The 18918-nt window shown below is 49.6% G+C and carries 11 protein-coding genes; 10 read left to right on the plus strand and 1 reads right to left on the minus strand.

Features of this window, described 5'->3' with window-relative positions; all coding sequences use genetic code 11:
* Positions 1–14: 14 nt before the first annotated feature.
* Positions 15–2303: an AraC family transcriptional regulator gene (locus tag ACFQ03_RS13775; RefSeq protein ID WP_379288793.1), complete on the minus strand. Its 2289-nt coding sequence runs from the start codon at positions 2301–2303 to the stop codon at positions 15–17.
* A 444-nt stretch (positions 2304–2747) separates the two neighbouring features.
* Here ACFQ03_RS13775 and ACFQ03_RS13780 point away from each other — a divergent pair, with 444 nt between their 5' ends.
* From ACFQ03_RS13780 to murQ, 10 genes are all read left to right on the plus strand, one after another.
* Positions 2748–3731 (plus strand): ABC transporter permease, encoded by a 984-nt coding sequence (locus tag ACFQ03_RS13780; protein ID WP_379288795.1) that lies wholly within the window; start codon positions 2748–2750, stop codon positions 3729–3731.
* Positions 3732–3739: 8 nt separating this feature from the next.
* Complete coding sequence (locus ACFQ03_RS13785) at positions 3740–4612, plus strand: carbohydrate ABC transporter permease (RefSeq protein WP_222126726.1); 873 nt, start codon at positions 3740–3742, stop codon at positions 4610–4612.
* A gap of 30 nt (positions 4613–4642) precedes the next feature.
* On the plus strand, positions 4643–6220 hold the full coding sequence (locus ACFQ03_RS13790) for an extracellular solute-binding protein (protein ID WP_379288798.1): 1578 nt from the start codon (positions 4643–4645) through the stop codon (positions 6218–6220).
* Between the two features lie 60 nt (positions 6221–6280).
* Positions 6281–8236: a heparinase II/III family protein gene (locus ACFQ03_RS13795; RefSeq protein ID WP_379288800.1), complete on the plus strand. Its 1956-nt coding sequence runs from the start codon at positions 6281–6283 to the stop codon at positions 8234–8236.
* Positions 8237–8251: 15 nt separating this feature from the next.
* Positions 8252–12175: a discoidin domain-containing protein gene (locus ACFQ03_RS13800; RefSeq protein WP_379288802.1), complete on the plus strand. Its 3924-nt coding sequence runs from the start codon at positions 8252–8254 to the stop codon at positions 12173–12175.
* 741 nt (positions 12176–12916) lie between these two features.
* Positions 12917–14071 (plus strand): response regulator, encoded by a 1155-nt coding sequence (locus ACFQ03_RS13805; RefSeq protein ID WP_379288804.1) that lies wholly within the window; start codon positions 12917–12919, stop codon positions 14069–14071.
* Positions 14072–14727: 656 nt separating this feature from the next.
* Positions 14728–16026: an ABC transporter substrate-binding protein gene (locus ACFQ03_RS13810; RefSeq protein WP_379288806.1), complete on the plus strand. Its 1299-nt coding sequence runs from the start codon at positions 14728–14730 to the stop codon at positions 16024–16026.
* Positions 16027–16046: 20 nt separating this feature from the next.
* Positions 16047–16976, plus strand: coding sequence for a carbohydrate ABC transporter permease (locus ACFQ03_RS13815; protein ID WP_379288808.1), 930 nt, complete (start codon positions 16047–16049; stop codon positions 16974–16976).
* A gap of 12 nt (positions 16977–16988) precedes the next feature.
* On the plus strand, positions 16989–17813 hold the full coding sequence (locus ACFQ03_RS13820; RefSeq protein ID WP_379288810.1) for a carbohydrate ABC transporter permease: 825 nt from the start codon (positions 16989–16991) through the stop codon (positions 17811–17813).
* A gap of 98 nt (positions 17814–17911) precedes the next feature.
* Entirely contained in the window at positions 17912–18823 is a 912-nt protein-coding gene (murQ, locus tag ACFQ03_RS13825) for an N-acetylmuramic acid 6-phosphate etherase (protein ID WP_379288812.1), read from the plus strand.
* Positions 18824–18918: the final 95 nt, after the last annotated feature.

Here is an 18918-nt window from a genome sequence, read left to right on the forward strand (position 1 = left end):
AATCGTGATCCGAATCAGCTTGACAGTTGATTCAGATTTTTCACGTATTCTCCCGGAGAGACACCGATATATTGCTTGAAGATTCGAATGAAGGTGTTGGTATTATTGCATCCGACAATCGCCGCAACTTCATGAACCTTATAATTGCCCTGGTGAAGCAGCTCCTTCGCTCTCTTCACCTTCAACGTATTGACATATTGCTTGAAGTTAATGTCCAGTGAGTTTTTCAGCAGCTTGCTGACGTAGCTTTCGGACAAATTAAAGTGGTTCGCAATATCCGTCAACGACAAATCTTTATCGAAGTGCTTATGGATGTACATGAAGATTTGCGAAGCGGTGGAGCTCTCCAGGCTGAACTTGTCCTTGTTGCAATAATTAAAAATCAATTCGAACAAGGCGAACGTCTTTTCCGAAAACTTCGAAACCGGCACCTCCATAAACTCGTTCAACAGGTCGGGATATTCCCTTGTAAATTGATTCAACGTTTTACCGTTCGAATTCAAGCATCGCTTGAAGGTGGTCAGGAACGAATGCTTCAGATTGGACAGGCTTGCAGGCCCCATCGCGGAATGATTCACATTTTTGTTCAGCAGATGGCTCAGCAAATCGTAGGCTTTGCCCAATTCGTTCGATTGGACGTAATTAATCAGGGACGCTTCCATCTCGATCGGATAATAGCCGACGCTGGCTTCGAGATCTTTCACGCCCTGTGATGTTAACACTTTATTGGCGTTCGCATGCTGGTAATTACTCAACCGAAGCAGCTCCTGCAGAGCGGAAGTCAGCTCATGGAGCCGGTAGGAATCGGACAGGCATGCAGTTATATCGAGCGACAGATCCTGTTCGATGCGGGTAATCACCGTTTCGGCCAATCGCTGCAGGGACTCGGATGAAATGCTGTGGAAGATTACACCATATTTATTTTTGTCCAGCGGCAGAACAAAGAAATCCTCGTACCCGTCCAGAGTCTCCTTGATCAACGTATTGAAAATCAAGAGAAGATTGGAAGCGGGCATCGTCTGATGCAAGGCTTCGATGCCTTCGCATTCCAGCAGCATGAGCTTCAAGTCGTCCTGAAACTGCTCTAATTGCAGGGCGGACAAGTTCTCTCGAATAAAGTCCTCGCTTGCGATTCCGTAGATCACCCTGCGAAAGAAATCCTCCCGCAAATGGATTAAAGAATGATCCAGCTTATGCTGCAATGCATGATTGATGGAATAGACCTGCTCAATGCTGGATTGAATGTAAGCAAGCTCGTGAATTTGTTGATCATGTTCATTCACCGACGCGGTTCCGTTCGATTCCTTCCGCTCATCCAGAAACTGTAGCAGCTGCCGAATCGGCCTATAGCTTGACCTTGTTGCCACATAAGCGAGGATAATGCCCAGCAGCAGCAGAACAACGCCAGGGAACAGCGCTGTCTTCCATATGGCGAAGAAAATCGAGCTGAATGAAGTCGATTCGCTGGTGTAAATATAGTTTAGATTTGGGATCACCTTCGAATGATAAATATAGTTAACGGTCGATCCTGCCTTTATAGGGTTCATATCTTCCTTATCGTTGCCCCACCCGCTTTCGGCCGGAATCTCCGGGTTCAGTTCCTTGTTATGAATATAGGAGCTGACGATCTGATCGGTATACAGATAGAAATTGCCGTTCGTAGATTCCGATGTCCCGGGCAGTAAAGAAGCGCTGTCTACCACGATAAAGAAGTAGAGGGGATCAAGCTTCGAATTAATCGTCTGATGAATCATCACGATTTTGCCGGGCCTCTCGGAAAGCGCTTGCGGAACAACGTAAGTATTGGCCACGAGCGATTCGCCCTGCATTTGTTCGAAACGGTTCAAGACCTCTGAGCGGACCCCGAGTTCGTTTAAATAATCTTTAATGCTATAAGTTCCGGCAGATGTGATCACCAGGTTATCGGTCCACTTCGTAATCCCCAGGGTGAACCCCAACTGGCCAAAGCCTTGAAGCTGATCTATCAGATCATTGTACAGGTTCGCAATGTACAAATAACTCGTTTCATCGCTATAGCGATAATCGATTAAACTTTGCAGCGTGGAAACCTTATATACGAAATCCATGGCAATGCGCAGCTTGAAGTCCGCGTAATTGCTGGCTTGATCCATATATAATTGGTGGTTGTGCTTGTTCTGCGCGTCCGACATTTGGTAGCTTTTGTAAAATATAATGGACGAGGTAATGATCGAATAGATTAGAACAATTACGACAAACAAGCTCAACATCTTGTACAAAAATTTCCTCTTGACCATCAATCTGCTGACTCCCCTTTTAATCATCTCATTCGTCGATCACCCGGCTCTCTATCTGTATGCCCGGATGACTTCATGAATCTGATTAAGCTGTACGTTAATTTCTATGAAAATGCTTTCAGTAGAACATAATCCTAACACATAAACCGGTGTAACAAAAGCTTGTCAGCTTAAGTCTACATCACTTTCCGCTTCGAGTTTAGTTCAAAATTTTGCAGACCGGTCCAATCCTCATTTTTTGACCTCCTCTAAACCATTGCTGGAATGCGCTTTCTCCGGCCTCCGTATCTAGGCATATCGATTTTTTGTGCTCCCCTCGATAAGGACGGGGAATCACGGTTTTTGGTCATCAAGCCAAGAAGTAACGATTACGACAAATATTCAAGATATCTCTTTCGCGGCATCTCCTATAGGATTCAAGTTAAGGCAAGCTCGACAAGCATGAAAGCAAGGGGGGGGTGAAAGATAACTATGAGCAATACCGTAGCTCCAATGAAACCGTCGGCAAAATTCAAAAGAGCGAAGCCAAAGAGAAGCTGGGCAACGTATTTCAGAGAATTGAAAAAAGATATCATTCGAGATCGAATCCTGTACTATTTGCTAATCCCTTTCCTGCTCTGGTTTCTAGTCTTCAAATATTTTCCTATGTGGGGCATCCAAATTGCTTTTAAAGATTTCAGCTTGTTTAAAGGAATCGGCGGCAGCGACTGGATAGGCTTCGAGTACTTTACTGAATTTATTGGAAGCGAATACTTTTCGAGAGTGTTCATGAATACGGTCATCATCAGCTTATATGGACTGATCATTTGCTTCCCGGCCCAAATTATATTGGCCATTATGATTAGCGAGGTGACTCGGCAGGGCTTTAAGAAAGTGGTGCAAACGCTGACTTATTTGCCTCATTTCGTATCCGTAGTCGTCATCGCCGGAATCGTAACGACTTTCCTGGCGCCGAACAGCGGGCTGATTAACCTCATTCTGGAGAAGCTCGGGATGGAGAAGATCTATTTTTTGACCAATCCCGATTATTTCAGAGGAATATATACGGCCATGAATCTCTGGAAGGAGACGGGGTTTGCTTCCATCGTTTTTATCGCGGCGATTGCCGGTATAGATACACAGCTCTACGAAGCTGCTAAAATGGATGGGGCCAACAAGTTCAAACAAATTATCCATGTAACGCTGCCGGGCATACTGCCTACCATTGTCGTGATGTTCATTATGAAGGTCGGCAACCTGCTGAGCGTCGGATATGAGACGATCATTCTGCTCTATCAGCCGGCAACATATGAGAAAGCGGATGTCATCAGCACCTATGTTTATCGCTCGGGGCTTATAGACGGAAGATATGATTTCGCGACTGCCGTAGGATTGTTCAACTCTATCGTAGCCCTTATCCTGGTCATTATGGCGAATAAGCTTAGCAAAAAAGTAACCGATGCAAGCCTATGGTAGGTGATAGTGTGATTGAGTCAAGAGGAGAAAAAATATTTAAGATCATCAATAATATTCTGTTAGCTATTATGGCGCTTGCGGCTCTTTACCCTTTTATATACGTATTATCCGCGTCCATAAGCATGCCGTATAACGTCGTTACGGGCAAAGTGCTCCTGTTTCCCGAAGGGTTTACGCTCGATGCGTATAAACAGGTTTTGGGCAATTCGGAAATATGGGTGGCCTATGCGAACACCATTTTCTATACCGTTGTCGGGACGGCGGTATCCATGCTCTTTACGATATGCGGAGCCTACGCTCTGTCGAAGACACGTCTGAGGGGGAGAAAATGGTTTACGATCTTCGTCACGTTAACTCTCTGGTTTGATGCCGGCATGATTCCGTTCTATCTGACTTTGAGAGATCTGGGGCTTTTGAATACGCGGACAGGCATTATAATCGCTTTTGCTTGTAACGCCTTTAAGGTGATCCTGCTCCGCACCAGCTTTGAAGCCATACCGAAAGAAATGGAAGAATCGGTGAAAGTGGACGGCGGCAACGATCTGCAGGTACTGCTCAAAGTATACTTGCCGCTGGTGAAGCCCGCATTAGCGACAGTCGGCTTGTTCTATGCGATCGAGAAGTGGAACGGATACTTCTGGTCGATGATTATGCTGACCGATATGGACAAGATCCCGCTTCAAGTGCTGTTGAAGAAGATGATTGTCGAGAACGATCTGCAATCGGAGTTTGCCGCCGCGTTGGACTTTACCTCTACGGTATCGGCGGAAACCGTAACTTATGCGACCATCGTCGTCTCTATTCTTCCAATTGTGCTTGTGTATCCCTATATTCAGAAATATTTTATCAAAGGTATGCTGGTAGGCGCGGTCAAGGGATAATGCTACTATTTTAAAAATGGGGTGGAAGGTTTGAAAAAAATCGTCTATTTGTTAACGGCAACCACTATCATTGCGGGTGCTCTGGCAGGGTGTTCGAAGGCTCCGAAAGAAGCTGCACCGTCCGAAGGGGAAACGGCGGCACAGAATAGCCAAAATCCGTACCTGGCTTCGGAGAAGCCGCTTAAATTGAAGGTTCACATGGGAACGAAAGATTCGGGAGTATTTAAAAACGATTGGCCCATCTTCGTGAAGGCTGCGGAGATGACCAATGTCACGCTGGAGGGAACGCTGCCGAGTACGGTCGCGGATTTCAGCGAAACGTTCAGTATTGTCATGGCGTCGGGTTCGCTGCCGGATATTATGCAAGCGCTATCCAAAGATTTCCTGCAATACGGCCAGGAAGGAGCTTTCCTGCCGCTCAATGATTTGATCGACAAGCATGCTCCCCATCTGAAGCAATTCCTTCAGGATAATCCCGATGTAAGGAGTGCGGCCTCCGATAATGACGGGAACATATGGTTTATCCCGTTTGTTGCGGATGGAGAAGCGGAGAAAGGCTGGTTTATCCGCAAAGACTGGCTGGAGAAGCTGGGATTGGAAGAACCGAAAACCGTGGATGAGCTGCATAATGTGTTAACGGCGTTCGTGAATAATGATCCGAACGGCAACAACAAGAAGGATGAAGTCGGCTTTTTCCACAGAAATACGTCTATCGGAATTGAAGGACTCATGGCGCTCTGGAATGCATACCCGGATTATCGGGCATTTGACGGTAAAGTGGTATTCGGGCCGTTGGAGGACGACTACGGCGTTGCCATGGAAAATATCGCCCAGTGGTATAAAGAAGGATTGATTGATAAAGAAATCTTCACTCGGGGAAGCAAGGCGAGAGATATTCTGCTCGCGGATAACGTAGGCGGATTGACGCATGATTTCTTCGCTTCGACGGGGAACTATAACGAGCAGTTGGCGAGCAAGATTCCGGGCTTCCGGTTCGAGCCGATGCTTCCTCCGGCGGACGTCAACGGCGTGGTGAAGGAACCTTCCAAGCGCGATCGTGCCAAAAACTATGGCTGGGGGATCTCGCACAGCAATCCGGACCCGGTGGCCACGATTAAATACTTCGACTTCTGGTTTACGGAAGAGGGCCGCCGAATGGCTAACTTCGGAATGGAAGGCGACACGTATACGATGGTCGACGGCAAGCCGATTTTCACGGATAAAGTATTGAAGTCCGACAAAGCGCCGGTAGATGTCATCCGCGAGACAGGGGCCCAGTCCAACTTCGGTTTCCAGCAGGATTATTTCTATGAAGAGCAATGGACGCTTCCTCTGGCGACAGAAGGCATTGACTTATATAAAGAAAACAATGTATTTATGGACAAATATCCTATTCTGAAATTTACCAATGAGGAGCAGAAGGAAATCCAGAAGATCTTCCCGAAGGTCGAAACTTATATTGTCGAAACGAGGCAGCAATGGATTCTGGGCGCCAAACCGGTAGATCATGCGGCATTTGTGAAAGAGCTCGAGAAGCTGGGTGCCAGCCGTTTGGTGGAAATTAACCAGGCCGCTTACGATCGGTATATGGCCGAGATGAAGCAGTAGGGAGCCGGGTCAGGCTGCAGCCCGCTAAACCTGCAGCCTACCCCTTGAGGAGGTGTAAAGATGAATATCCGGGCTTTGTTGAAAGAGCCGATCTCTTCAAGCGAGCTGTTGGCTAACTTGCGCTCCAGATTGGAGCCTATGGCGGCCAAGAGCCGATACATTGCCGAGAACATGCCGGAGCTCGTGCAGGAAACAATCGCCAACGCAGAGGAAGCTTATAAGGGAATGATCAAGCTTCCGGGTACGGGCGGCGTGCGTGAATTTGTAGGGAACCCGCCGTGCTGGCTGGAACGCAGGCATAACGATAATGAATTCCTGTGGCAGCTCAATCGAATGACGCACTGGCAGGATTTGCTGGAGGCTTATTCTTTAACGCAAGAGGAAAAGTATGGGCGCAAGGTCATCGACGAGCTGCTGAACTGGATTGAAACCGTCGAGATTCATGAAGAGATGATCGATTATCCGATCGACTATTTCTCGAAATGCCATCCGCTGCGGGCGCTTGAGCTTGGTATCCGCAGCTATAAAACGTGGCCGCTCGTATTAGAGCATCTGGGGCATACGGAGCTGTTTACAGAGGAGGTGTTGGAACAATATCTATGGGCGGTTTACAAGCAAATCAAAATTTTGCGAAAGGTATCGCCGATCCTTTGGCCGCAGGCCGATCATAACCATTTTCTGATGGAATGCCTGGGAATTCTGACAACGGCGCTTTATTTCCCGGAGCTGAAGGAAGCGGAGGAGTGGAAAGCCTTCGCCATCGATGGGATTGAAAGATGTGCAGCGGCGCAATTGACCGAAGACGGCGGCCAGATCGAAGGCTGTCCTTCCTATCATAATGGTTGCATGTTCTGGTTTGGTCTTGCTGTCGTTCTGGCCAAGCGCTTTCATTTCAGGTTCTCGGAGAGGTATATGGAGCTGCTCCGCAAGAACCTGGACTATTCCATCTATTCTCTGCGGCCCACCGGGAAATGCGTCCCCGTAGGGGATTCCCATGCGAACCATCTGGCGATTATGGGCGGAGTATACGGATATATGGCGTTGGATGATCTGACCTGGTTAGGGCTCGCGACCAACTTGATCGATACCCGGGAGATCATGCGGGAGGCCGGCAAGCATGTGTGGCGGGCATTGGATGTGCCCCGGTTCTATCACGATTTGAATGCGCTTCAAGGCAAGCGTTACGAGTGCGATAAATTGACGACATTCTGGAACCGGACGCTTCATCAGGCGATTATCCGCAGCGGATGGGATTCGGAGGCGCTCAGCTTCCTGTTTACATGCAGAAGTCCGATACAAAACTTCCATGCCCATATCGATCTCATGAGCTTCGACTTTACGGCGCTCGGCAAAAACATGATCTGCGATCCCGGCGTCTTCTGCTATCGGGAGGATGAGGACCGCAAGCAATTCAAGAGCGCCAACTACCATTCCACGCTTCTGATCGACGAGAGGGACCATTTCGAATATTTGGGCTCATTTGCCTACGGACCCCAGAAGATCGGAGAAATTTACAATGTGGAAGACCGGGGCTTCTACCAAATCGCAAGCGCTTACCATTTGAATTATGAGCCGATTGTCCATCACCGCCATATGGCGCTGGTCGATCAACGGCTGGTCGTGATTGCGGACCGCGTGGAAGGGCTGGAGCAGAACCAAGTGCAGCGGTACTTTCATTTGGATTTTACCGAAGTGGAGATCGTACCGGAGGCGGTCGTCGCCGCAAGCGATATAGCCAATCTTGCGATTTATACGTACCCGCGGGGAGATACGGAGCTTCTGCCGGGGAGGCTGTCCGATGTCAACGATATAGCAAGAGCCTCCACCAGAGTCCGGTTCCAGGGGACTTACAGCGGAACGGCGACCTTCTTGACGGTGCTTGCGCCCTTCCGGGGGGAACATCTCCCGGCCGTATCGATTCGATCATTCGCCGACGGCCATTATGAATTCGACTGCGGCGAACGTTATCAGGTCGTTGTCAAGGAGAGGGAAATGACCATTCATAAACCGGTTTGAGAGGAGCGAACGAGGATGAGTGCAAGGAGAAAATGGTTGCGAAGCATTAGCCTGTTGTTAAGCATTGTCATTGGCTGCAGCGGAATTGTCGGCGTTCTGCCGGCGGCCGCAGCGTCCCCAATCGGCGTCTATTTGTATCAGGATTTCGAGAATTATACCGGGACCGGTACGCCGCCTAGCGGATTTGAAATGACCGGCATATCGGATGTCAAGAAATCGAGCGGTGCTCTTCGGAACGAACATACGGCTCCGAACGGGACCAGCGTGGCCCTGCGGATTGAAGAAGCCGTGGCGGATCAGCCGGATGTCGGCTTGGCGAAACGATTCGGTGCCGACGACTTGACGGGCGAGATCATTTTTGATTTCGATATCAAATCGCTGGACTCCAACGGAAGCAAATTTTTCGAAATCAAAGACAGCGGCAATAAAGGAATTACGCTGGGGAATCTGGGTGCCGACGGCATCTTGAGAGTGGAAGGCAACAAAGTGCCGTTGAATCCAAACCAATGGTACAGGCTGTCCGTTGCGATCGATTTCAGACCGGATGTCCAGACGGTATCCGTCTATGTGGACGGCGTCAAGAAGCTCGATTCGGTTGTTTTGAAAAACGGCAATCAGGCGGTGGGGATCAATTACGTGCGGGTTCGGGCGAAAAGAAGTCCGCAAGCCGATCTGACACCGGACGTTACCGGCAGCAACAACTTCACCACGCTGCTGGATAATATGAGAATGTATTCGGGTACGGAATTGAAGACCATGGAAGAATTGCAGGCGATCCAGGTGCCCGACTCGTTAATGGATTTCGACAACGATCTTGGCATCTCCGTTCAGGATCGGCTGGCCGGCGCCTTGGCGATGGTTGTCGACAGCCCGAACGTGCTGATGGACAATGTGAAAACGGCCCATGCGATCGACGAGCCGAATATACCGAGGAGAATCGAGGGAACGGTTGTCGTGCCGCTTCGTTTTGTAGGCCGGTCCTTCGGCGTGGATGTGGAAGTCCATGGGAAGAGCGCGCGTGTCAAAATGAATGGCCGGAACGTTACGGTGACGAAGAATCATGCCGTAATTGCAGGCGAAGTTTATCCTGATGCCCATATTCAATTTACATCCGATGATGTCATGGTTCCTCTGGACATGGCGGGCAAGATTCTGCAGAAGCAAGTGTATACGGACTATAAAGGCAGGGGGCTCATTGTCATTGGCGATACGGCCCGGCCGTTCGACGATGCGCTCGATAGAGTGGATGAGAGCGTCAAGCCGAAGGACAACGAGAAGTTCTTTATCGAGGAGGCGATCAAAGAGATCGTTTACGACCGTCCGAGCGGAGAAGAAGCGATGGCCCGGTTGAGGAGCAATGATGCGGCTCATCCAAGGATTTTGGCGACATCGTCCGACTTTGCCCGGGTCAAATCGATGGTTCAGTCCGGAGAAGCAACGATCGTCAAGTGGTACGAGGATATTCAGAAGCAGGGGGAGAAGCATCTGAATATGGCACTGCCAACAGACGACCTGCCGGACGGCAGAAGGATGATCGGCTCCAGACAGGTGGGACCGCTCGTTATCAATCTGGGGATGCTGTATCATCTGAGCGACGATGCTGCCAAGAAGGAACAGTATAAGCAGAGGATCTGGGACGAAGTCTACACGGTATCGCAATTCCCGAGCTGGAACGAAGAGAACGAGTTTCTGAACACGGCCGAATTTATGGAGGGCCTTGCCATAGCGTACGATTGGCTCTATGACGCCTGGACGCCGGAGCAGAGGCAAATCCTCGAGGATGCCATTATTAACAAGGGACTTGTCAAAACGTTAGAGGCGTATAACAAAAATGTTTGGTGGATACGTACGTATCCGCGAACGAACAACTGGAATGCGGTATGTAACGGTGCGTCCGTGCTCGCCTTGATGGCGATCGGGGATGTGGAGAAGGAGATCGTGCTGCCGTCCAACGAGAAAGTGACGATGGAGCAATTTGGCGGCAAAATACTGGATATTGCATTCAATGCGCTGGAAGACTTTATTTTGCTGGAGTTCACTCCGGACGGAGCATGGGCGGAAGGGCCGAGCTACTGGAAATATACGCTGGAGTACATTGTACGGTTCATTTCTTCCTTGGAAACGGCGTTAGGGACAAGCTACGGATATGACCAAACGCCCGGACTCAACAAGACGGGGTATTTCCCGACGTATTTGAGCGGGGCGGTGGGCTCGCTGAATTATGGCGATGCCTCGAATAACAAAGTGATGGCCGCAGAAGAATTGTGGATTGCGAAGAAATACGGAGATCGATTGCTGGCCTCCGTGCATCTGGACAATAAAATCAAGTACAGAAATGCCGGTACGGAATTCGAAATGCTGTGGTACGAGCCAGATTTCTATCTGCCGGGACAAACACTGGAGCTGGACCAATATTTCAGCGGGACGGAAGTCGCCACCTTCAGAAGCAAATGGGACGATCCCAATACGAGCTTCCTGGGGTTGAAGGCGGGCAATAACGTGGTCAGCCACGGGCATTACGATCTGGGCAGCTTCGTATTCGAAGCGTTGGGCCAGCAATGGGCCATTGATCTGGGCAAGGACGATTACAATCTTCCGGGCTATTCCAATTACGATAAGGAACGGTTAACCTATTATCGTTTGAACCCGGAGGGACATAACACGTTAGTCATCAATCCCGATGGCGGCGCGCAGCAGAACATTAAGGCATTTGCCAAAATTGAAAAGACGGAAAGCAAGCCGCTGGGCGGTTTTGCGATCGCCAATCTGACGGAGGCTTATAACAAGCATGTCTCTTCGGCGAAGCGGGGCGTGATGCTTGCCTCGAACCGTACGCGAGCGACGATTCAGGATGAGGTTTCCTTCTTGAACCCGTCCACCGCGTACTGGTTCATGCATACAGAAGCCGACATTCAAGTGAGCGACGACGGCCAATCGGCCATTCTGACCAAAGGCGGGGAGAAGCTGTGGGTCGGATTGAACAGCGACGCCCACGACGCTTCGGGCCGTCCGATCGAAGCGAAGCTCGGCGTGATGGATGCCAAGCCGCTGCCGGAATCGCCCAATCCGCCCAAGCAGCATCAGAATGAAGGTATCCGCAAGCTGTTTGTCAAGCTGGATGAAGTGAAGGATATGAGAATAACGGTTACGTTGATCCCGATTGTAGGGGCTCTGGAGGATACGGATACTTCGTTCACCAGCGTTCCGCTCGATCAGTGGACAATTGCGGACGGCGAACTGACGATTCCCGTCGTTCAAAGCGTAAGCATCGACGGCGAGCCTCTGCCAAGCTTTAACGGGCAGACATTCAGCTATGATATCCGGCTGCCGTTAGATCGGACGAATGTGCCTGTCGTGGAAGCGGTCTACGATCATACGCTGTACAATGTGCAGGTCGTTCCGGCGGATGACGTTCCCGGCATCGCTAGGCTTATCGTATCATCGGTGCAAAGTCCCGAGATCAAGAGCATTTACTATTTCAACTTCAAATTAACGCCGCTTGACGGAGAAGAGGAGCGTCTGACCGAGCTGCCGGTTGCGGCCGTTTCCGCCAGTGCCTCGCAAGCCGACAAGGGGAACACGGAGGATAAAGCGATCGACGGTAATTTCGATACTTATTGGGGAGCGGAAGGCGACCAATGGATCATGCTCGATCTGGGGGAAGCGAAAACCGTAAACAGCGTCGGCATCGCCTTTATTCGCGGAAATGAGCGGAGCTTCAAATACGAGATCGAAACCTCGCTGGACGGCGAAACCTGGTACAAGGCGTTCACAGGGACAAGCAGCGGCGAAAGTCTGGATATCGAAAAGACGTATTTGAGGCAGCATGACGCGAGATATGTCCGCATTACCGGACACGGCAACAGCGTAAACCAATGGAACTCCTATGCCGAAGTTCGCGTCTATCAACTGCAGTATATAGAAGAAGGAAGCTTCTGATTGAAACGGACATTATACAGAAATGGCAGCCGTAATGGAATGAGCATTCGGAGGCAGGGGACGATCCCTTGCCTCTTTTTGTATTACAAGACATCTCAAAAAAGGGTCTGCCTCGAGACTTGCCTCCCTGTTGAAATCGGCGGAAAACTGCTCCTACGGTAAGGGTCTGGTTGTCCAATGAAGATAACCTTTCAGCACATGCGCTGCTTGTTAGTTTCATAGAATAGCGGAATTCATAATCCGGCATTATTCGAGCTACTCAGACGCAAGTAATAGAAAGTATAAATGATAATTTATGAGTTTGATTAAGGCTTCTCACTTTAGTGGGATGCTTTTTTTCTTTAAAAGTTCAACCAACCCTCACGAATGCAGCTACCTAAGCACAGTAGAAAATAATGATGCCTTTCGTCGTTGGATGTTCGATTTAAAAGGGGCAGAGCGGGTTTGTAATGAGGGCGGTACCCTGGAGACTACGATGCCGAGAGGATGAAAATTCTACAATTTATATAGCTAGAACTTACATGTATATTTTCTGTAGAGTTTTATTTGCTATCATTCATAATGTTAGGTATTAATGCGAGAATGCTTATTTATCGAACAGTCTGATTCTTCTGTGCAGCGAAGAGCAGCGCTGTTTTTGCGGTATTCAAAATTCCCTTCCAAGCACTGATAAATGGCGGATCGTGGGAATAGAAAGCAGAATGACATGGATTTAACACCATGATAATCAAGGAGAGCACGATGAAGGCGGTCTTAATCGATGATGAAAAGCTGGCTATAGATGATTTGGAGCAACAGCTTCTGAAGATGGCGGACTATCATATCGTAGGCAAATTCACGGATCCGGTGATTGGAAAACGAGTGATTGAAAACAACGATGTTGATATCGTTTTTTTGGACATTCTGCTTCCTGGGTTTAACGGGTTGAAATTGGCTGAACAGCTTCTGGAGAGGAAGCCTGAATTGATTATTGTCTTTGTGACGGCTTATAATCATTTTGCAGTCAAGGCTTTTGAGCTTAATGCATTTGATTATATATTGAAGCCGGTTCGGCAAGAGCGTTTGGTTAAAACCACTCAACGGGCTAAACAAAGAAAGATGGGACTATGCCCGGATTCGTTGCGAAGAACGGAAATATTGCAATTAAACCTGTTTTCGCATGTCACGATTTCAGATGAATCGGGCGGGATATTGCCTTTGCATTGGAGGACGGCAGACATCCAGCAGTTGTTTCTATATCTGCTCCAGCATAGAGGACAGGTTGTCGGCAAATCTGAACTAATCGATTTGCTGTGGCCGGAATTCGAGCTCAAGAGAGCGTATGCCCGTTTGTACACCGGGGTGTATCATATTCGTCAATTGCTTGAGCCGTTCGGCGATCATTTTGCAATCATTAGCTCATCCGAGGGGTATCTGTTGGCATTGAAGGATATCCGGTTGGATGTGGACCAATTTGAACGGTTTGTCCAATCAGAGACACCATTATCCCGCGATACGATCGAACAATATGAACAGGCCATGAGCTTGTTTACGGGAGAATACCTGCAGGAATATAACTATGCATGGGCGGAAAATGAGAGACGGAGGCTGCAGGCAATGTGGATTCGGACGGTTTCCAAAATAGCGGACTGGTATTATTCCAACCATCATCTGGATAAGGCAGTGTCTCATTGTTTGAGCATCTGCCATAAATATCCGCTTGAAGAGAAGGCGTGGTTTACTCTCATGAAATTGTTGGCCGAAGCAGGGGATCGGGCGTCTGTGCTTCATTACTTCAATCAATTGCGGGCCATGTTGAAGGAAAAATTTAATACGCAGCCCAGCCCTGCGATTACGGAGTGGTATCAAGCCTGGAAGAATCAGAGTAAGCCGTTAATTTCAAGCGGAAACAGGTAATTAGCTGCTATATCTGGCCTTCGCGATCATGTGTTTAACTTTAATGGGGCTGTCCCAATAGCGTTTGCATCAAACGAGAACATCTCAAAAACGAAGTAAAAAGGACCTCTAAACCCACTGTGTGTGTGGGAACGGGGTCCTTTTCTAGTAGCCAAATTTAACTCTAGGCGGGGCTTGAAAAATCATAGATCGATTTATGATACAACCCCATTCCTTCCAGCGGTAATAGATGGACCTTTGTTAAAAAAGTAATTTATAAACGGCATACCCTATAACCAATAATAAAATTTAAATCAACGTCTCCTTATACGGCGCGTTATGCGTTTTTTGAATTCAATGCTTCCGTAAGAAGAAACCTAATAAATGACTGCTATATATTTTGCAAAAAGGATTGATTTTAAAAATAATATTTTATATACTTAACTCAAACATGAAATAAAATTTCACAAACATTTCCATTGTAACCAATCGTTATGACCGTAGGTTTTGTCTTGGCGAAAGGGCTTTCGAAGTGGTTTGAATATTCCTTCCGCTGCTGCGGTTATTGGATTTTTCATCATTGTTGGAATCGCTTTCGCTGCGGTTTTCTCCTCATACTTTCAGAGGATTAAATAAATGATAAAGAAAGTTAAATTTAAAAAGGGAGGCAACATAATATGAAACGTTGGACCACCATTGCGTTGACGGCTGCTCTAATATCGGCAACGGCACTGACCGGATGCGGCAAGCAGGATGCAGGGCCAAGCAGTACACCTGACAATAGCGTGCAGCCGGCGCCGGGAGGAGAGAAGGTTAAGCTGACGATCGGAAGTTGGCGTACAGAGGATACAGAGGCTTACAAGAAGATCATCAAGGAGTTCAACAAGACCAATCCGGACATTGAAATCGAATTTAAACCGACGAAGAACACGGAGTATAACACCGTATTGAATACGGCTTTGCAGACGGGCAGCGGTCCCGATATTATCCATCTGCGTCCGTATGCGGCGGGCAGACAGCTGGCCGACGGCGGATATTTGGAGCCGATTGACAACTTGAAAGGAATCGACGTCTTTAGCAAGGATACCTTGCTGGCTGCGACCGGAAGTGATGGCAAGCTGTACGGAGTGCCGACGGTGTTCAGCTCGACACAGATTTTCTATAATAAGAAGATTTTCGAGCAGTATAGCCTGCAGGAGCCCAAAACATGGGACGAACTGATCCAGGTGGCCGAGAAGCTGAAGGAGAATAAGGTAACTCCGTTTGCCTTCGGTTCCAAGGAAGGCTGGATTCTGTCCCTGACTCACGGTGCGTTGGGGCCAAGTGTCTACGGAGGGTCCGATTTCGTGGACAAAGTCACATCGGGCGAAGCGAAGCTGACGGACCCCGCATTCGTGGATTCCGTCAAGATGATGCAGGAGCTGGCCCCGTATTTCCCGGACAACTATATCGGTCTCGGCATGGATGATATGCGCAACCTGTTCGTTACCGAGCAAGCGGGAATGTTCGTGATGGGGGACTGGGAGGTGGCCGTCATGAAGAAGATGAATCCGGAGCTTGAGCTCGATATGTTCCCGGTTCCTCCGAAATCCGCCGACGGCAAAGCGACGGTGACGACATGGGTGGACGGTTCCTTCGCCGTCAACAAGCAATCCCCGCATAAGGAAGCGGCATTGAAGTTCCTGGAGTTCATGACGACCAAAGAATTCGGTACGCTGGTCATTAACGAGCTGCAGAAGCCGAGCACTATTCCGGGAGTTACCGCGGACGATCCGCTCGTTTCGAAGATTGCCGAGAACGCGGATACGATCGCGACGCCATATCTGTTCGTTGTTCATTTCGGAGCGGGCAACCCGACCTCCAAATCTACGCTGGAAACTTCGCTGCAGGGCATGTATCTGGAGAAAATGACGCCGGAGCAAGTGGCGGATGAAGTGCAGAAGAGCGTTGATTCTTGGTTCCAACCGCAAAAATAATTCCGTGAGGTGGCGAGGACATGGGAAATCGGACGAGAAACGTTAAGCAAACGAGGTGGGTGGTGCATCTTTTCCCCCTCCCTGCCCTCGCTGTTTATACCTTGTTTATCGTTTACCCGATTCTGGCTGCATTCAGCTACAGCTTGTATGATTGGCAGGGGTTTCAAAAAGGGGCCTTTATCTGGTTCGACAATTTCGTCAGTCTGTTCACTAAAGAGCCGTTCAATCATTTGTTCTGGAATGCGTTCGGCCATAATGTTTATTACTTTATTCTCGAGATGGTTGTACAGAACGGGATTGCGTTCGTGCTGGCCTATATTATTTATTCGAAAATCAAGGGCGCGGGTTTTTTCAAGATGGCGTACTTTATCCCGCGTCTGCTCTCCGTCATTGTCGTCGGTTTCTTGTGGAAGCTCATCCTGAATCCGAACAACGGTGTTCTGAATACGGTGCTGAAGCAGGTCGGGCTCGATTCATGGGCCAGACCGTGGCTTGGCGATCCGGACACGGCGCTTACGGCCATCATTCTCGTGAATAGCTGGTTCGGCATCGGATTTTCCGTGCTGATCTTCCTGGCGGGACTGCAGGGAATCTCCCAGGAGGTGATCGAGGCGGCCCGACTGGATGGGGTGAAAGGCTTCAAGATGATCCGTACGATGATCATTCCGATGATGATGCCGTCGATCATTATTATAACGGTATATACGTTCATTCATGCTTTCGAAGCCTTCGAGCTGATTTATGCGATGGAAGGCTCGCAGGGGGAACCGTTCAATTCGACGGATACGCTGGCCATCTTCTTCTACCGTATTGCGTTCGGCGGAGCCGGCGGCGGGGATTCTGTGGCTATCGGATTAGGTTCCGCGCTTGCGGTGGTTCTGTTCTTCATCATTGCCAGCCTGTCGGCCTTATTCTTGTACTTCACACGTAAAAATGAGATTCAGCACTAAGGGGGGAGCCATATGAAAACAAGCAGAAGCCTTCGGATTACACAGTATTTCATCGCGTATTTGCTGGCTTTCATTAGCCTCTACCCGGTTTTCTTGATGCTGATCTCTTCGCTCAAAACGAATATTGATATTTTCAAGCATCCTATGGGCTTGACGACGAAGCTGAGCTTCCAGGCGTATGTCAAGCTGATCGATCAGCTTCCATACTTGGACTACTTGACGAACAGTATTTTCGTGAGCGTTGTTTCGGTCGCTCTCATCATAGTCAGCGGATCATTGGCTTCGTTCTATATCGCCAGGTATTCGTTCCGCTGGAACGGGGCGCTGTTTTTCTTCTTCCTGCTGGGCATGATGATTCCGATCAAGCTGGGGATCGTGCCGTTATTCCTTCTGATGAAGCAGTTGGCCATTATCAACACCCAATGGTCGCTCATCTTCGTCTATACGGCGATCGGCATTCCGTTATCGGTACTGATCTTGACCGGCTTTTTCCGCACACTGCCCAAGGAACTGGAGGAAGCCGCCAGAATTGACGGCTGCTCGGACTTGGGAATTTTCCGGAACGTACTGCTGCCGTTGATGAGACCGGCTCTCGGTACGGTGATGATCATGAACTTTATTACCGTATGGAATGACTTCTTCTTTCCGCTCATTTTCATTCAGGACGAAACCCGCAAGACGATTCCTGTCGGAATGCTGACGCTGTTCGGCGAATATTCTACCGATTGGAGCGTGCTCTTCGCCGGTCTGACCCTGTCTTCCCTACCGATGCTGGTTCTGTTCTTCCTGGCCTCCAAGCAATTCATGGACGGATTGACGGCAGGTGCGGTTAAGTAACACAAAGTATTGCCGGAAGCTGAAGAAGCGCAAAGCAATAGCCAAGCGGATGATAGATTCACCGGAGAGTACTTCACAAGAAATGGAGGAACTAAACCATGGAGCAGGCCAACATCAGTGAACTGCTCACCGAGCAGAGAAATGAACGCACCCGGCATTTGGACCGCTTAAGCATAGAAGAGATCGCCGAGCTGATGAATCGGGAGGACGAGACCGTCGCCCTCTCGGTGCGCAAGGCGCTGCCGCAGATTACGGCGGCCATCGAGCGCATTGTGGAGGCGCTTAGGAGCGGCGGCCGATTGATATATATCGGCGCCGGAACGAGCGGCCGGCTCGGCGTTCTGGATGCGTCGGAATGCCCGCCGACATTCGGCGTCAGCCCCGAGCTGGTGCAGGGGATCATCGCCGGAGGGGACCGCGCCATCCGCCACGCGATCGAGAACGCCGAGGACGATGCGGAAGCCGGGCGGCGCGATGCGGCCGCGGTCGTGACCGCACATGACGCCGTCGTCGGCATTACGGCAAGCGGCCGGACGCCGTATGTGATCGCGGCCATCCAGGAGGCGAGGCGAATCGGCGCGGTGACCGCCAGCATCTCGTGCAACAGCGGCACCCCGCTGAGCGCCGCGGCGGAGTGGCCGATTGAGGTGCCTGTCGGCCCGGAGATCGTTACGGGCTCTACCCGGCTCAAGGCCGGAACCGCGCAGAAGCTCGTCCTGAACATGCTCAGCACGGTCACTATGATTCAGCTTGGCAAAGTACACGACAACCTGATGGTCAATGTGCAGGCGACGAACCATAAGCTGAAGCAGCGGGTCGTCCATATCGTCATGGATGCGACGGGTGTCGATCGGCCGACGGCCGCCGATTACTGCGAACGGGCCGGCGGGGACGCGAGAGTGGCGATTCTTATGCAGCGTTACGCGATAGGCAGGGAAGAGGCGCTAGATGCCCTTAAGCGGGCTAGAGACCATTTCGGAGAGGCGGACAAGCTGTTGGCGGGACGTTAGTATAAGAAAATGTTTAGAGGTTTGAGATTCTCGAATGGATAAGCCAGAGGGCCGTAATCGTAACAAAATGGCTCTCTGGCTTATTGTCTTCACGA

Origin of the sequence: Paenibacillus residui (assembly GCF_042677205.1) — a bacterium.
Lineage (GTDB): Bacteria > Bacillota > Bacilli > Paenibacillales > NBRC-103111 > Paenibacillus_L > Paenibacillus_L residui.

What these genes read in the sequence shown, in the direction of transcription:
- ACFQ03_RS13775 (WP_379288793.1), bottom strand. Translation starts at nt 2,303, where the DNA reads ATGATTAAAAGGGGAGTCAGCAGATTGATGGTCAAGAGGAAATTTTTG.
- ACFQ03_RS13780 (WP_379288795.1), top strand. Translation starts at nt 2,748, where the DNA reads ATGAGCAATACCGTAGCTCCAATGAAACCGTCGGCAAAATTCAAAAGA.
- ACFQ03_RS13795 (WP_379288800.1), top strand. Translation starts at nt 6,281, where the DNA reads ATGAATATCCGGGCTTTGTTGAAAGAGCCGATCTCTTCAAGCGAGCTG.
- ACFQ03_RS13800 (WP_379288802.1), top strand. Translation starts at nt 8,252, where the DNA reads ATGAGTGCAAGGAGAAAATGGTTGCGAAGCATTAGCCTGTTGTTAAGC.
- ACFQ03_RS13805 (WP_379288804.1), top strand. Translation starts at nt 12,917, where the DNA reads ATGAAGGCGGTCTTAATCGATGATGAAAAGCTGGCTATAGATGATTTG.
- ACFQ03_RS13810 (WP_379288806.1), top strand. Translation starts at nt 14,728, where the DNA reads ATGAAACGTTGGACCACCATTGCGTTGACGGCTGCTCTAATATCGGCA.
- ACFQ03_RS13815 (WP_379288808.1), top strand. Translation starts at nt 16,047, where the DNA reads ATGGGAAATCGGACGAGAAACGTTAAGCAAACGAGGTGGGTGGTGCAT.
- ACFQ03_RS13820 (WP_379288810.1), top strand. Translation starts at nt 16,989, where the DNA reads ATGAAAACAAGCAGAAGCCTTCGGATTACACAGTATTTCATCGCGTAT.
- murQ (WP_379288812.1), top strand. Translation starts at nt 17,912, where the DNA reads ATGGAGCAGGCCAACATCAGTGAACTGCTCACCGAGCAGAGAAATGAA.